Below are 14,029 nucleotides of genomic sequence, written 5' to 3'. Positions count from 1 at the left end.
GACCCCACCCCTATGGTGCCGATGCCATTGTCGGCACCAGTGATTGAGTTCAGGGCACCCGGCCCTAAGTCGGATTGCAATGGTATCCATGCGAATTCGTTCCTGTTTATTGCCCCTTTCAAGGAATTGAAACTTTCACTACAATAAATCGATTGGATAGAGTCCGAGGTTTCTTGTGCTGAACGGGATCATAGAGCTGGTCCGCTTCGCGGTTGTCACGTTTCTGGCGGCGGTGGCCGCCAACGTGATCGTGTCGCTGGTTGCCTATGCCTGTGCCAAGATGATCCGGGTGCAGGGGCAGGAGGCGGCGTTGCGCGACCGGCTGGCGCGCTATGCCCGCATTGCCACCGGTCTTACCAACCGGGTGGAGGCGCGCAAGAACACGGCCGCCGGGGCCGCGACCCATCTGTTCGGCGCACAGCGCCAGGAAAAGCAGCTGAAGGGTCGCATCCGGGAGCTTGAAAACAGCCCCCACCGCTTTGTCCGCATGATCGGGGCGGAGCAGTTCCCCAACAAGCCGTACGAGTTCCTGGTCATCAACACCTCGGTCACGCATCAGGTGAAGCGGGGGGAGAAGCATCCCTTCTATGACAGCAGCTGGGCGCAGCCCTGCCCCGTCCATGTCTGGGCACGCGGGCCAGAGGAAGCCAAGGCGGAGTTCGAGCGGGTCTATCCCAAGGCATCCGGCTTCAAGGCCGTCTTTGCCCAGCCCCTGACGGGAGCGGCCGCACCCAAGGACGGTTCGGAAGGGGAGGGGATGGAATCCGCCCCCGACCCGGAAATGGAGCCGGCATGAGCGGCTTCACCATCGCACTGGCCCTGATGATCGTCTTCCTGTCGGTAAAGCCGACGGTCCTGAAGGCCAACCGCACCATCAAGGAAGCCAAGCGGGCCATGATCGAGCTGCGGCGGCGTCAGCAGGCGCTCAGCAACAAGATCCGCGCCCTGGCCCGCGAGAGCCTGGGCCAGCGCCTGACCGCCGGCCAGGACGACCACGAGGCCGACGCGCTGGCCAATCGCACCGACCATCTGAAGCGGATGATCGAGCAGCTGGAGGCAGAGGATCGCCGGGTGCTGGTGATGGATGAACGTCGCGGCCTGTCGGAGACGGGCTGGATCATCTGTGTCCGCCGCCGGCCGGAAGCGGCCTCGCCGCTGGAGCCCAGCAATATCACGCGACTGTGGGACGAGGGGCGCTATGTGTTCTTCTTCGCGTCCGACATGCCGCGGGCCCGCCGCAAGGTGCTGATGCGCTTTTCGGAGGAGAACGGGTTCAGCATCGTCGATGTGAAGCCGCATGAAGGCGATCTGTCCGATCCGCCGGCGCTGGGCGCCCATAATCCGGATAAGCAAAAGCAGAGCGCGTGAACCAGGCGCTTCGTCAGGCGGCGGCCCAAGCCGCTGGCTTTACGCCGTGATGTCGATGATATAGCCGCGATACTGAGTCGGGCGCACCGGTTCCAGGATGACCGGGCGCACGGGGTCAAGCTGCACAGCCTGAACGGGCGGCAGGTTGCGATCGGGCAATTGCGGGGCCGGTGCCGGGCGGGGTGGCGGCGGGGCTGGTGCCGGGGCAGCAGAACGGCGGCCCGGCGCCCCTTCCGGGGGCGGCGGCGCGGGAGCCGTATAGCTGCCGGTTTTGGTGGAGACGCCGTTGACGGCCATGATCGGATGCCCCGGATACACTGAGGAACATCATAGCGCGCTTCATCCAGGTTGAATTGCGTAATTTCATTGCCGGTCGCCCAACCGCATGGGCTCCGCGGGCATGCCTTATTTGAAGGCAGGGGCTGCACAGGCGGAGTGCAGACAAAAAAACGGCCGGAAAACCAAAAGGTTTCCGGCCGAGTTGAACAGGGAGGCTTCACGTCTGGGAGACGCTGGGTCAAGGACCCAACCCCGACCGGGTAAATCGGGGCGAAACATCGCTGCTGCGTCGCAGCAGCGATGGCCCAAGATTTAAGCATCTTGGCCGATTATACCAGGGGTGAAGCCAAAGCGGAGTTATGCGTTTTGAGCATGGCTCGATGGGAAGGTTTCAGCGACCTTCTTCACGAGGAAATCGCGGAACACGGCGATGCGCTTGGAATGGCGCAATTCCTCCGCGTACACGAAATAGGCGTCGATGCGCGGGCCGCTGACTTCCGGCAGGACACGGACGATGTCGGGCTGGTTGTCGACGACATAATCGGGCAGCGATGCGATGCCCAGGCCGGACTGCACGGCGCGGAACATGGCGTACAGGCTGTTGACGCGGAGCGCGGTATGGCGTTCGCCACCCGGCGGGTCGCCGACATGCAGGGCCCAGTTGATGTTGGTGACCGGGGCCCGCGCCTCGTTCGGATAGGCGATCAGGTCGTGCTGGTCCAGTTCGGCCACCGATTGCGGGGTGCCGCGCTTTTCCAGGTACGATTTGTGGGCATAAAGATGGACGCGCACCGTCATCAGGTGGCGCTGGATCAGGTCGGGCTGACGCGGGGCCGACAGGCGGATGGCGATATCCGCCTCGCGCATCGACAGGTCCAGCTCGTTATCGTCCAGCAGCAGGGTCAGCTGCACGTCGGGATAGAGGGACAGGAAGTCCTTCACCCGCGGCGTCAGCCAGGTGGAGCCGAGCGCGATGGTGGTGGTGACCTTCAACGGGCCCTTCGGATGCTCCTTCGATTCGGAGAGCATGGCCTCCGTCATCGAGAGCTTGGCAAACACTTCCCGCGCGGTGCGGTAGAGCAACTCGCCCTGTTCCGTCAGGATCAGCCCGCGCGCATGGCGATGGAACAGCGGCACATGGAGGCTTTCCTCCAGCGCGCTGATCTGCCGGCTCACCGCCGACTGGCTGAGGTTCAGGGTTTCCCCCGCATGCGTGAAGCTGCCCGCCTCCGCCACAGCGTGAAAGACGCGAAGCTTGTCCCAGTCCATGGACCCGTCCCTAGATAGTGGCGCAACTGCCGAACGCCGGATGACGCCCTGGCGCCCCGTCTGTTGGTCGAACACGGGAATGCGCCCGACGCATGGATGATATACAGGGGCCGCCGCCAATGCTAGGGCTTGTCACCAAATTGTCGATTTACCCCTAGCTATCGTATTGTTCTTGCAACAGTTCACTGAATGACAGGGGTGTTGGCCCCTGCAAAAGAGGTAATCGACCTGTCGGCTTGGCGTAGGGATGGGGGCGAATCCGCCGCCATCCCTTGTCGCCACACCTGCAATCCCTGGTCGCGATTGTCGAATCACATCGGGGTATGAGAATGGGCACCAGGGCCTGCCGTCGCCTCAAAGCGCAACGATCAGTGCCCGGCCAGGAATTTTTCCACTTCCAGTGCCGCCATGCAGCCCATGCCGGCGGCCGTGACGGCCTGGCGGAACACCTTGTCCTTGACGTCGCCGGCGGCGAAGACGCCGGGAATGTCGGTGCGGGTGCTGTCCGGGTCGGTGATGATGTAATTCTCGTCATCCATGCGCACCTTGCCCTTGAAGACCCCGGTGGCCGGGTCATGGCCGATGGCGACGAACACGCCGTCCAGCGCCAGATCCGACACCGCGTCGGTCTTCACGTTGCGCAGGCGCACGCCGGTCACCAGCTTGGGATCGGTGAAGCTGGCGCCGCCCTGGCCCAGGATCTCCTCCACCACGCTGTCCCACACCACCTCGATCTTGGGATGGACGGCCACGCGTTCCTGCAGGATACGCTCACCGCGGAAGCTGTCGCGGCGATGGATCAGGGTGACCTTGGAAGCGTGGTGGGTCAGGTACAAGGCCTCCTCCAGCGCGGTATTGCCGCCGCCGATCACGGCCACTTCCTTGCCCCGGAAGAAGAAGCCGTCGCAGGTGGCGCAGGCCGACACGCCCGCCCCCTGGTAATGCTGCTCTCCGGGAATGCCCAGCCAGCGGGCCTGCGCGCCGGTGGCGATGATCACCGCATCGGCCACGAATTCGTCGCCGCTATCGGCCTTGCACACGAAGGGGCGCCTGGTGAAATCGACATCGGTGATGATGTCGTAGAACATCTTGGTGCCATAGCGTTCGGCCTGGGCGCGCATCTGCTCCATCAGGTGCGGGCCTTCCACCGGGTCGGCGAATCCCGGATAATTTTCCACGTCCTTGGTGATGGTCAGCTGCCCGCCGGGCTGCATGCCTTGAACCAGCACCGGCTCCAGGCTGGCGCGGGCGGCATAGATGGCGGCGGTGTAACCGGCCGGGCCGGCGCCGATGATCAGGACCTTGGAACGGTGGGTGGTCATGACAATTCCTTGAGGGGTGGTGCGGACGCGCCCCTGGAGATGGGGGGCTGTGACCTCGCCCGGCAAGATCAGGACGGCGCGGGGCGGGGTTGCGAACCTACAGGGTGACAGCGCACCCGGCAATGGGACGCGATGCCCTGACCGATGCTTTACCCGCCCCCCGTTCTGATGTAGGGCATTTCGCAACGCACAATAATCAGGCCGGAGGAATCCCATGAGCGCCAGTGCCCAGGTTAAACGCATCAGCGTTCCCGACATCACCGCCCGCAAGGGCGGTGGCCCGGTCGTGGTGCTGACGGCCTACAGCGTCTCCATGGCGCGGTTGCTGGACGAGCATTGCGACTGCCTGCTGGTGGGCGACAGTCTGGGCATGGTGCTCTACGGGCTGGACAGCACATTGCCGGTGACGCTGGACATGATGATCAACCATGGCGCCGCCGTGGTGCGCGGATCGTCCAAGGCCTGCGTCGTGGTCGACATGCCTTGGGCAACCTACCAGGAAAGCCCCGCCCAGGCCTTCCGCAACGCCGCGCGCGTATTGGCGGAGACGGGCGCCCAGGCGGTGAAGCTGGAGGGCGGGGAGGAGATGGCGGAGACGGTGGCGTTCCTGGTGCGCCGGGGCATTCCCGTCATGGGCCATGTGGGATTGACGCCGCAGGCGGTGAACGCGCTGGGCGGCTATCGTGCGCGGGGCCGATCGGATGCCGAACAGGCCAAGATCCTGGGCGACGCCAGGGCCATCGCCGAGGCCGGGGCCTTCGCCATCGTTGTGGAGGGTGTGGTGGAGCCGTTGGCCCGGCAGATCACCGAACAGGTGCCCGTGGTGACCATCGGCATCGGCGCCAGTGCGGCCTGCGACGGGCAGGTGCTGGTATCCGACGACATGCTGGGCCTGTTCGGCGGCTTCACGCCCAAATTCGTGAAGCGCTATGCCGAGCTGGGGGAGACGGTGTCCAGGGCAGCGGCGGATTATGCAGCCGAGGTGCGGTCACGCGCCTTCCCCGGTCCAGCCCATGTGTTCCCGGCCCGCAAGGGCTGAGATATTCTGGTTGCCTGTTCCTTCCTGCGCCGGTCGCCGCCCGCCGGCGGCATGGGGCAGCCGGGATCAATCGTCCCCGCGCACATCCCTGGCATCGGCGGTGGCTTGGATGGTGATGCGACCGAAGGCGCGGGCCGTGTCGCGTGCATGCAGCGACAGACCGGCGCGGTGGGCCACCAGATCGCGGATATGCATCAGCGGGATCATCGGCAGGTCGGCATCCAGGATGGCGGTCGCCCGCTCCGTCAGGGACGGGATGTCACGCGGATCGGCGCCGCGCGCTTGATGCAGCAGCTCATCCAGCGCCGCGCTGCGATAACCGCTGGGATTGGTGACGCTGTCCTTTTCGGCGGCACCGGCCACGGCGGCATAGCCCTCCATGGCGGATCCCGCCGTCAGGCCCAGCCCGGCGAACATCACCTGGAAATCGCCAGCCGCCACACGGGCCCGGGATTCCATCGCCGCAATGGGCGTGATCGACAGGGTGATGCCGATGGCACCCAGCATGCCCGATAAGGCGTCCGCCACACGCGGCCGGTCGGTGATGCGCGTCATCGGCAGCAGCAGCGGCAGCTCCAAACCCTTGCCATAGCCCGCATCGGCCAGCAGGGCGCGGGCCCGATCAGGGTCGGGGCGCAGGATGCGGGGCCGTTCGGGCAGGTAGCCCTCCATGCCGGGCTGGGCCAACTGCCAGGCAGGACCGGCAAACCCCTCCAGCCCCCGTTCCACCAGCACATGCCGATCCAGGGCCAGGGCGATAGCCTGCCGCACGCGGATATCGGCGACGGGATTGGGCCTGCCGTCCGGCAGGGTGGGGCGCAGGTTGAAGGTCAGCAGCAAGGTGCGGTCGGTCGGCAGCTCCGCCAGCGTCACACCCTTCAACTTGCTGATATAGGGCAGGTGGACGGGGATCACATCCTCCATGATGTCAGCCTGTCCCGTCACCAGCAGGCGCAGCCGGTCACGGGCATCGGGTGCCGACCAGAGCACGACACGGGGCCAGACAGGACAATCACGCCAGCAATTGGGGGAGGCGACCAGGGCCCGTTGTTCCGGTGGGGACGCTTCGGCGGCCGGAAGATAGGGGCCGCTGCCCATCAGCACGCCACCGCGCCCGGCCAGAATCTGCTCCGGAACGCAGCCCAAAGGCCCCTCACCGGCATCGGTCGGGGCGGCCACGACGAAGATCAGTGACAAGGCGGCGGGCAGCAGCCGGTAGGGGCTTTCCAGCCCCAGCACCACGCGCCCGCCTGATTCGGCCGTCACACGCGTCAGGCCCAGCACCTCCCGCCCCAGGTGGCGGATCAAGGTCTGGTGACGGCACAGGCTGTAGGCGACGTCGCGCCCGGTCACGGGTCTGCCATCGGCAAAGCGGGCGGCGGGGTCGATCTGAAAGGACCAGATCCGATGGTTCTGGCTTGACCAGCCCTTCGCCAGGCGCGGGACCATATCGAATCCGTCGCGCGTCACCAGCGTGTCGAACAAATGCTCATAATATTGGAAATCGGCGCCGGTACGCGCCTCGTGCGGATCGGCTGCCGTAACCTGACCCGATATGGCAGCCACCAGCTGTTCTGCCGCACCAGCAGGCAGCGCCGTCGAAAACAGCGCCAGCATCAGGATCAACAGCCGCAATCGGGTGATCGTGTGTTCCACCAATCCCCTGCATCCATATCCAGTCGGGCAACGAGCTGGAAACATGCCCGGCTTTGGGGCCGGCAGGCAAGACGGCTTGTTCGATCTCACGCCTGCTTCCCGGTGATCATGTCAACCACCAGGAAGCGCCATGGATCAATTCACCGTCGGGGCTGGGCTGGGCGCGCCCCGACGGGTGGGAACCGGCAGTTCGACATTCACCTCCAGCATGGAACAGCCGCTTTCGCGTTCCAGCTTCACCGCCACCTTGTCATCGTCGATATTCACGTACTTCTTGATGACGGCCAGCAGTTCCTGCTGCAAGGCGGGCAGGAAGTCCGGGCTGTCGCGGCCCGACCGTTCGTGCGCGAGCACGATTTGAAGGCGTTCCTTGGCCTGGGCCGCAACCGTGGGCGGCTTCGACTTGCGGAATAGATCCAGCAGGCTCATGCGGTCCTCCGCAGCAGGCGGTCCAGGAATCCCTTCTTCTCGGGCTTGATGAAACGATGCTCGATGGTTTCGCCCAGGAAGCGGCTGACCGCGTCGCCATAGGCCTGGCCAGCCGTGGATTTGTCGTCCAGCACCACGGGCATGCCGACATTGGAGGCCTTCAGCACGGCGGGGCTTTCCGGGATGATGCCCAAGAGCGGGATGGCCAGGATTTCCAGCACATCCTCCACCTTCAGCATCTCGCCCTTCTCCACCCGGTCGGGATCATAGCGGGTGACCAGCAGATGCTCCTTCACCGGCTCCAGCCCCTGTTCGGCGCGGCGCGACTTGGCCTGGATCACACCCAGGATGCGGTCGCTGTCGCGGACGGAGGAGACCTCGGGGTTGGTGACGATGATGGCATGGTCGGCCCAGTAGAGCGCCATCAGCGCCCCCTTCTCGATACCGGCCGGGCTGTCGCACAGGATGTAGTCGAATTCCTTCTTCAACTCATCCAGGATCTTGCCCACCCCTTCCGGGGTCAGGGCATCCTTGTCGCGTGTCTGGCTGGTGGGCAGGATGTACAGGTTCTCGACCCGCTTGTCCTTGATCAGCGCCTGGCTCAGCCGTGCTTCGCCATTGATGACGTTGATGAAGTCGAACACCACCCGGCGTTCGCATCCCATGATCAGGTCAAGGTTGCGCAGGCCCACATCGAAATCGATGATGCAGGTCTTGAAACCACGCAGGGCAAGCCCGGTGCCGAAGGCGGCGCTCGATGTGGTCTTCCCCACGCCGCCCTTGCCGGAGGTCATCGTAATGATCTTGGCCAAGAGGCGTCTCCCAAGGTCAAAGGTTGATCAATCCGCCTTCAGGCCACATTGGTGGCCAGCGGGTCGATATGCAGATAGCCGTTATTCAGGTAGATTTGGACCTGACGGCGGCGGATATCCTTGCCGATATCTTCCGATACCCGGTAAAGGCCGGCGATGGACACCAGCTCGGCATCCAGGCTCTGGCAGAAGATGCGGCTCGATTGGTCACCGCCGACACCGGCTAATGCCCGGCCGCGCAGCGATCCATAGACGTGGATCGATCCGTCGGCCAGCAATTCCGCACCCGGACTGACCGACCCGATCACCACCAGATCGCCGCCGGGGGCGTAGATCTGCCGGCCCGACCGCACATTTTCCGCGATCACCATGGTGGTGCGCTGGGGCGGCGGCTCCGACGGTGCCACGACGGCGACGGGTGCCGGCGTCGGTGCTGCAGGGGCCTGCGGCTGTGCCTGGACATTGGCCAGGCCCTGGGCCGGGCTGCGGCCCGTGCCGGCCAGCGGGTCGAACGTTTCCACCTTGCCGCGCGGGGTTGCGATCAATGCCATGCCGCGTGACAGGGCTGCATCCTGCTGTTCCTTGGTGCCACCCAGAAGCCCCACGGCCATCAGGCCCAGGTTCTTCAGCAGCTTGCAGAAGCTGTCCATGTCGAACGCCGTGCCGGCCGGCAAATCGTCCAGGTCAAGCACGACGCCGGCATGGCGGAAGAAGTTCGGCGCCTGCGCGATCTTGCCCGACAGCACGGGGAAGAAGTTGGGATTGTGGGGGTCGCTGACCTTCAGCACCATCATCGTGAAGGTGCTGCCGCGCAACTGGAATGGCGCGTCCCTGAAGGCGACCTGGCTGCTCATATCCTTCTTCGACCCCACCTGTCCCCGATATGCGGCGCCGACATCGGCCCGCCACCCGAATCATGGCGTCGTTCAACCGCGTTTCGCGCGCCGACGCAAGCGTTTCATGCGGCATATCTTGCGACAATGCGCCGTTGCTCCACAATATCTATTCCGGATGGGCATGGTGGCGGGTGCGGAAATCCTGTGGACGGAACGGCTTAGGGACTCAGACGTGGCGGTGTGGCGGGCATGGCCGGCGCGGCGATCATTCCTACTGCACACGCGAAGGCCGACTCGGAATTCCCAAATCCGAAAGAGGTATGTCGCCAGATATTGTGTGAATATTCCGTTTCAGCCGCAACAGCTGGTGACGGCCGGAATCTTTTGAGATAGGATTCCCAATGTTGGTCCTGACAGGGGTGGATCGGATCGTTTGATGGCAGATGGCCTGACAGCATCGTCCCGCAATGCAACGGCAGCAGGCCGTGCAGAACCCCGTCACGCAGCGGGCGCACCGCCCGCAGCAGCACCGACCGTCCGACGGGCCTACCCCCAACCGCACCACTCAACCGAGGGTGCGGTTTTTTCTTGCCCGCCCGGACCTCTGCCGCGTTCCCGCTTCAACCGGACTTCCGTCCATTGCCGCAAGTGAGGAGATGCCTGATGGCCAAGCGCCAGTCCAAGCCCGCGTCCAGCAGCAGCGACAACAAGGTTCAGCCGCTTTTCCCCCGTCAGTCCCAAGGGTGGGACCCGCTGGGTGGCAGCGGCGGTGAGGAGCGGCGGGAGCAATCCTATGTCCGCACCGTCAAGCCGATGAGTGCCGGCCAGGCGCTGCTGATGCAGGCGGTCAAGGAACATAACCTGACCCTGGCCCTCGGCCCCGCCGGCACCGGCAAGACCTATCTGGCGATTTCGTCGGCCGTCACCGCGCTGGAGAAGGGGGAAGTGGACCGCATCATCCTGTCCCGCCCCGCGATCGAGGCCGGTGAAAGCATCGGGTATCTGCCCGGCGACATGAATGAGAAGATGGCGCCGTTCCTGCGCCCGCTCTATGACGCGCTGTCCGACCGGCTGGGCTCCAAGCGGCTGAAGGCCATGATGGCCGACGGCTCCATCGAGATCGCGCCCGTCGGCTATATGCGGGGCCGCACCCTGAACAACGCCTTCGTGGTGATCGACGAGGCGCAGAACTGTACCTATGCCCAGATCAAGATGCTGCTGACCCGCCTGGGCTGGCATTCCACCATGGTGCTGACCGGCGATCCGGATCAGTCGGACCTGCTGCAAGGCATGTCGGGCCTGTCCGATATCGCCCGCCGGCTGGAGGTGGTGGAAGGCATCGCCGTGGTTCGTCTGGCCGATGCCGACATCGTGCGCCACCCGCTGGTGGCCAGCATGCTGACGGTGCTGTAAGGGGGTACCCTTGGCGGGGCGGGGCTGTCGCGGTCCCGCCCCTGGACAGGCTCAGTTCGATACGGCGCCGTCCAGGCCCAGATGTTCCATATAGCGTTCGGCCAGACTTCTGCTATCGATGCGCCCCAGGCCTTTTGTCAGGCTGGCGCGGGCCATGCCTGCGCGTTCGCTCCTGTTGAAACAGGCATGCAGTGCCTGGGGCGGACCCAGGGGGCGCTCGTTCAGGGTCAGGGCCGACAGGCCGTGGGCGACGCGGGCGCGGCCCAGGCCGGGCTGCAGATAGGCGAACTGGCTCAGTTCCACCACGGCGGCATCGACACGGCCTGCCTGCAGCTTGCGCAGGTTCAAGGCATCATTGGGCGCGCTGTCCACCTGCAATCGGCCCCGGCGGCGCAGGTCTTCGATAATGGGGCCATTGTCATAGCCATCGACCACACCGATCAGCAGTCCGGCCAGATCGTCGGGTTTTGACCAGCTGATGGGCAGTTCCTCGCGCTGGGCCAGGGCATAGCGGAAATAGCCGATCGGCTTTTCCGACAGCACCCCACCGGCCGCATCGCATTCGGCGCGGGTTGCCGTGAAAAAGCCGACATGCGGCCCGTTCAATTGCATGGCCGCCGCCACGGCGCGCTTCCATGGCAGGATGGTGATGCGGATATTCTGGCTTTGCGTGCCATAGGCGGCGCGCAATACCGTGGTCATCGATCCGCCTTGCGGCAGGGTGCCGGAGAAGGGCGGCCATTCCAGGGTAGTGAAGGACCATTCCTCGGCATGGGCGGCCAAAGGCGCCAGCAACATCCCGCAAAGGATCGCCAGTAATCGCAGCCGCACCATAACCCCCCTCCGTCAATATGTTACCGGTCCCGGAAGGTATGGACGAAGACCCAGGGCGGCAACATCCATCAGTATGACCATAAGCATTGTTTCCAGGTTGCCGGATCGGCGCTGCCCTTCCTTGAAGGAACAACGAAATCCCCGATCGGACCCTATTGCGCAACCGCTAAGATTTCCCTGAAACCTTGGGGATACCGGCCTTTGACACCAGGAAGGTGTCGATGGCGGCCAGCACCTTGTCGCGGATGACGTCCGCCTCCATCAGCAGCTCATGCCGGCCCCCGGCCAGGGGAACCAGCGTGCAATCGGCCAGACGGCGGGCGGCCTCATCGTGCCGTTCGGGCCGCACGATGCTGTCGGCCCGGCCCGACAGCAGCAGGATGGGCAGGCGCACATCCTCCAGCCGGTCCGCCACGAAGAAACGCTGCATGGAGGTGAAGGCCGCGTCCAGCCAGCCCCAGCTGGCGCCGCCGATCGCCAGGTGCGGATTGCGCACCAGCAACGTGTGCCCAAGGGCGAAGCGCACGGGGTCGGCGGTCAGCGGATTGCCGGCGAAGGTCGGGGCGGGGACGGGCGTCCAAGGCTTCTGACCCAGCGCGTAGAGATGGGTGCGACCCAGGCGCACGGCTAGGCGAGCCACTTGGCGGGCCAGGGGCTCGGACAGTGGAAAACTGCGGATGCCCAGCATGGGGGCGCTGGCGATAACGGCCCGGAACGGGTGCGGCCTTTCCGCAACGAAACGCAGCAGGATGTGCCCGCCCATGGAATGGCCCAGCGCCAGGAACGGCCCCGCCACCTCCGGTACGAAGACATCGATGGCGGCGGCCAGATCATCGAGGAATTCATCGAAGCTGTCGACATGGCCGACCATCGGGTCGGGCAGGGAGCGTGAGGATCCGCCCTGTCCGCGCCAATCCAGCGACAGGACATGCATCCCGCGCGCGGCCAGATCTGCTGCGACTTCCCCGTATTTCTCCACATATTCCGCCCGGCCGGGCAGGACCAGGATGGTGGGGGCGGTTGGCGGCGGTGCGGCGCCGGCCCGGTGCCAGCGTGACAGGCGCAGGAAGGCCCCATCCGGCCTGTCCAGCCGCCGGTGCGTCCAGTGTCCTTGCGTCAGTGCCGTCACCTCACCCACGGGCCCATCCATGCCCCTTCACCCTTTCCGCCGGTTTGACCCGGCCGCCGGCCCATGCCTATCTATGCCAACCATAAGCGGCTGGATGCCCGCCCGCCAAGCCTGGGAGCATTGTCACGATGGATATTATCGCCCGCCGTACCGGCCTGGACCCGGCCGATCTGACCGGCTTCTATTTCGAGGATCTGTTCGTGGGCATGAAGGGCATCTATGCCCGCACCATCACGGAGACCGACATCGTGATGTTCGCCGGCATTTCCGGCGACACCAACCCCATGCATCTGAACGAGGACTATGCCAAGGCGACGCCGTTCGGCGGGCGTATCGCGCATGGCATGCTGTCGGCCTGCTTCATCACCACGGTGCTGGGCACGCGCCTGCCGGGGCCGGGCTGTATCTACATGTCCCAGAATCTGCGCTTCCGCTCGCCCGTGCGCATCGGGGAGACGGTGACCACCACCGTGACCGTCACCGGCCTGGTGCCGGAGAAACATCGCGCCATGCTGTCCACCATCTGCACGGTTGGCGATCGCATCGTGATCGACGGGGAAGCCATGGTGATGGTGCCCGTCCGTCCGTTACGCAGCGAGATTGCGGGCTGACCCGCCTCAGGCCAGCTTGATCTCCCTGGCCAGGAAGTCGATGACGGCGCGGATGCGGGGCGGCATGACGGGGCCGCCCTGGAACACAGCGTGGACGATCTCCGTCTCCCCGGCAGTGTAATCCTCCAGCAGCGCCACCAGCCGCCCGGCCTGGATGTCGGGGCCGACATGGAACAGGGCGTGCCGGCCCAGCCCATGGCCGGCCAGGGCCAGTTGGCGCATGCTTTCCCCGTCGCTGAGGATGGTGTTGCCGCGCACCGGCACCTCCAGCCGTGTGCCATCGGGCCGGCGGAAGGGCCAGGGCCCGACGCTGCGCACGAAGCCGAAGGCCATCATGTTGTGGTGCACCAGATCATCCGGCGTGCGCGGCGTGCCGTGGCGGGCCACATAGTCAGGCGAGGCGACCACCACCACCCGGCTTTCCCCCAGCTTGCGCGCCATCAGGTTGGCCCCCTTCAGTGGGCCGACGCGGATGGCGATGTCAGCGCGTTCCTGCAGAATATCCACCACCGTATCGGTCAGGGTGACGTCCAGCTGGATTTCCGGATAGAGCGCCGACAGCCTGGGCAGCAGCGGCAGCAGGTAATGCACGCCGAACGGCACGAAAGTGTTGATGCGCACCGGTCCGCGCGGTACGGCGCGCGCCGCCACCGCCTGTTCCGCCTCGTCCATGTCGGCCAGGATGCGGCGGCAGCGTTCATGGAACAGGTCGCCTTCCGGCGTCAGGCGCAGCTGTCGGGTCGTGCGGTTCAGCAGGCGCGCACCCAGCCGTGCCTCCATCCTGGCCACCAGCTTGCTGACGGCGGACGGGGTCATGTCCAGGGCCCGGGCGGCGCCGGAGAAATTGCCGCTCTCCACCACCCGGACGAAGACTTCCATCTCCCCGGCGCGGTTGATATCCAGTCGCGACATGTGACGTGAACTCACAAATCATGTGCCGACCGGTAGTCTAGTTCACGGATGGGCACGCGTCCATCCTGCAGCGTCAGGTTTCCACGGGGTGGGTGATGCGGGATGGCGGGACTGGACCGC

At 65.3% G+C, this 14,029-nt stretch carries 15 protein-coding genes; 5 read left to right on the top strand and 10 right to left on the bottom strand.

Annotated features, from left to right (window positions below; all coding sequences use genetic code 11):
- Window positions 1-175: 175 nt before the first annotated feature.
- Both AC1Q7F_RS07925 and AC1Q7F_RS07920 read left to right on the top strand, forming a co-directional pair.
- Complete coding sequence (locus AC1Q7F_RS07925) at window positions 176-796, top strand: hypothetical protein (RefSeq protein ID WP_492505497.1); 621 nt, start codon at window positions 176-178, stop codon at window positions 794-796.
- Window positions 793-1,368 carry a hypothetical protein gene (locus AC1Q7F_RS07920; protein WP_492505495.1) on the top strand — a complete coding sequence of 192 codons (576 nt, stop codon included), beginning with the start codon at window positions 793-795 and terminating at the stop codon, window positions 1,366-1,368. The genes AC1Q7F_RS07925 and AC1Q7F_RS07920 overlap by 4 nt, the downstream gene beginning before the upstream one ends.
- Before the next feature lie 39 nt (window positions 1,369-1,407).
- Here the strand turns inward: AC1Q7F_RS07920 and AC1Q7F_RS07915 are convergent, their stop codons facing one another.
- The 3 genes from AC1Q7F_RS07915 to trxB form a co-directional block, all read right to left on the bottom strand.
- On the bottom strand, window positions 1,408-1,665 hold the full coding sequence (locus AC1Q7F_RS07915; RefSeq protein ID WP_492505493.1) for a hypothetical protein: 258 nt from the start codon (window positions 1,663-1,665) through the stop codon (window positions 1,408-1,410).
- A 339-nt stretch (window positions 1,666-2,004) separates the two neighbouring features.
- Window positions 2,005-2,916, bottom strand: a complete 912-nt coding sequence (locus AC1Q7F_RS07910; RefSeq protein WP_094456896.1) for a LysR family transcriptional regulator — start codon at window positions 2,914-2,916, stop codon at window positions 2,005-2,007.
- A 368-nt stretch (window positions 2,917-3,284) separates the two neighbouring features.
- A complete protein-coding gene (gene trxB / locus AC1Q7F_RS07905) occupies window positions 3,285-4,238 on the bottom strand; it encodes a thioredoxin-disulfide reductase (RefSeq protein WP_492505490.1) in 954 nt (317 codons plus the stop codon).
- A 214-nt stretch (window positions 4,239-4,452) separates the two neighbouring features.
- Here trxB and panB point away from each other — a divergent pair, with 214 nt between their 5' ends.
- A complete protein-coding gene (gene panB / locus AC1Q7F_RS07900; protein ID WP_492505489.1) occupies window positions 4,453-5,277 on the top strand; it encodes a 3-methyl-2-oxobutanoate hydroxymethyltransferase in 825 nt (274 codons plus the stop codon).
- A 66-nt stretch (window positions 5,278-5,343) separates the two neighbouring features.
- Here panB and AC1Q7F_RS07895 read toward each other — a convergent pair whose 3' ends face one another.
- From AC1Q7F_RS07895 to minC, 4 genes are all read right to left on the bottom strand, one after another.
- Window positions 5,344-6,933 carry an ABC transporter substrate-binding protein gene (locus AC1Q7F_RS07895; protein WP_492505487.1) on the bottom strand — a complete coding sequence of 530 codons (1,590 nt, stop codon included), beginning with the start codon at window positions 6,931-6,933 and terminating at the stop codon, window positions 5,344-5,346.
- Window positions 6,934-7,068: 135 nt separating this feature from the next.
- Window positions 7,069-7,362: a cell division topological specificity factor MinE gene (gene minE, locus AC1Q7F_RS07890; RefSeq protein WP_492505485.1), complete on the bottom strand. Its 294-nt coding sequence runs from the start codon at window positions 7,360-7,362 to the stop codon at window positions 7,069-7,071.
- On the bottom strand, window positions 7,359-8,174 hold the full coding sequence (gene minD / locus AC1Q7F_RS07885; protein ID WP_492505483.1) for a septum site-determining protein MinD: 816 nt from the start codon (window positions 8,172-8,174) through the stop codon (window positions 7,359-7,361). Before minD ends, minE begins: the two co-directional genes overlap by 4 nt.
- A gap of 38 nt (window positions 8,175-8,212) precedes the next feature.
- Window positions 8,213-9,028, bottom strand: coding sequence for a septum site-determining protein MinC (gene minC, locus AC1Q7F_RS07880; RefSeq protein WP_492505481.1), 816 nt, complete (start codon window positions 9,026-9,028; stop codon window positions 8,213-8,215).
- A 645-nt stretch (window positions 9,029-9,673) separates the two neighbouring features.
- Between minC and AC1Q7F_RS07875 the strand changes: the two genes are divergently transcribed.
- Window positions 9,674-10,423 carry a PhoH family protein gene (locus AC1Q7F_RS07875; protein WP_492505479.1) on the top strand — a complete coding sequence of 250 codons (750 nt, stop codon included), beginning with the start codon at window positions 9,674-9,676 and terminating at the stop codon, window positions 10,421-10,423.
- 51 nt (window positions 10,424-10,474) lie between these two features.
- Here the strand turns inward: AC1Q7F_RS07875 and AC1Q7F_RS07870 are convergent, their stop codons facing one another.
- Both AC1Q7F_RS07870 and AC1Q7F_RS07865 read right to left on the bottom strand, forming a co-directional pair.
- Complete coding sequence (locus tag AC1Q7F_RS07870) at window positions 10,475-11,257, bottom strand: substrate-binding periplasmic protein (RefSeq protein ID WP_492505477.1); 783 nt, start codon at window positions 11,255-11,257, stop codon at window positions 10,475-10,477.
- Between the two features lie 166 nt (window positions 11,258-11,423).
- On the bottom strand, window positions 11,424-12,407 hold the full coding sequence (locus AC1Q7F_RS07865) for an alpha/beta fold hydrolase (RefSeq protein WP_492505475.1): 984 nt from the start codon (window positions 12,405-12,407) through the stop codon (window positions 11,424-11,426).
- Window positions 12,408-12,514: 107 nt separating this feature from the next.
- Between AC1Q7F_RS07865 and AC1Q7F_RS07860 the strand changes: the two genes are divergently transcribed.
- Window positions 12,515-12,997 carry a MaoC family dehydratase gene (locus AC1Q7F_RS07860; protein ID WP_492505473.1) on the top strand — a complete coding sequence of 161 codons (483 nt, stop codon included), beginning with the start codon at window positions 12,515-12,517 and terminating at the stop codon, window positions 12,995-12,997.
- 6 nt (window positions 12,998-13,003) lie between these two features.
- On the opposite strand, the gene AC1Q7F_RS07855 is transcribed toward AC1Q7F_RS07860, so the two are convergent.
- On the bottom strand, window positions 13,004-13,909 hold the full coding sequence (locus AC1Q7F_RS07855; RefSeq protein WP_492505471.1) for a LysR family transcriptional regulator: 906 nt from the start codon (window positions 13,907-13,909) through the stop codon (window positions 13,004-13,006).
- Window positions 13,910-14,029: the final 120 nt, after the last annotated feature.

Source organism: Niveispirillum sp. GW835-FHT14G11, assembly GCF_058793615.1.
This window is presented reverse-complemented; position numbering and strand designations above follow the sequence as displayed.

What these genes read in the sequence shown, in the direction of transcription:
- AC1Q7F_RS07920 (WP_492505495.1), top strand. Translation starts at nt 793, where the DNA reads ATGAGCGGCTTCACCATCGCACTGGCCCTGATGATCGTCTTCCTGTCG.
- minC (WP_492505481.1), bottom strand. Translation starts at nt 9,028, where the DNA reads ATGAGCAGCCAGGTCGCCTTCAGGGACGCGCCATTCCAGTTGCGCGGC.
- AC1Q7F_RS07910 (WP_094456896.1), bottom strand. Translation starts at nt 2,916, where the DNA reads ATGGACTGGGACAAGCTTCGCGTCTTTCACGCTGTGGCGGAGGCGGGC.
- trxB (WP_492505490.1), bottom strand. Translation starts at nt 4,238, where the DNA reads ATGACCACCCACCGTTCCAAGGTCCTGATCATCGGCGCCGGCCCGGCC.
- minE (WP_492505485.1), bottom strand. Translation starts at nt 7,362, where the DNA reads ATGAGCCTGCTGGATCTATTCCGCAAGTCGAAGCCGCCCACGGTTGCG.
- AC1Q7F_RS07865 (WP_492505475.1), bottom strand. Translation starts at nt 12,407, where the DNA reads ATGGATGGGCCCGTGGGTGAGGTGACGGCACTGACGCAAGGACACTGG.
- AC1Q7F_RS07855 (WP_492505471.1), bottom strand. Translation starts at nt 13,909, where the DNA reads ATGTCGCGACTGGATATCAACCGCGCCGGGGAGATGGAAGTCTTCGTC.
- AC1Q7F_RS07875 (WP_492505479.1), top strand. Translation starts at nt 9,674, where the DNA reads ATGGCCAAGCGCCAGTCCAAGCCCGCGTCCAGCAGCAGCGACAACAAG.
- AC1Q7F_RS07860 (WP_492505473.1), top strand. Translation starts at nt 12,515, where the DNA reads ATGGATATTATCGCCCGCCGTACCGGCCTGGACCCGGCCGATCTGACC.
- AC1Q7F_RS07915 (WP_492505493.1), bottom strand. Translation starts at nt 1,665, where the DNA reads ATGGCCGTCAACGGCGTCTCCACCAAAACCGGCAGCTATACGGCTCCC.
- panB (WP_492505489.1), top strand. Translation starts at nt 4,453, where the DNA reads ATGAGCGCCAGTGCCCAGGTTAAACGCATCAGCGTTCCCGACATCACC.
- AC1Q7F_RS07870 (WP_492505477.1), bottom strand. Translation starts at nt 11,257, where the DNA reads ATGGTGCGGCTGCGATTACTGGCGATCCTTTGCGGGATGTTGCTGGCG.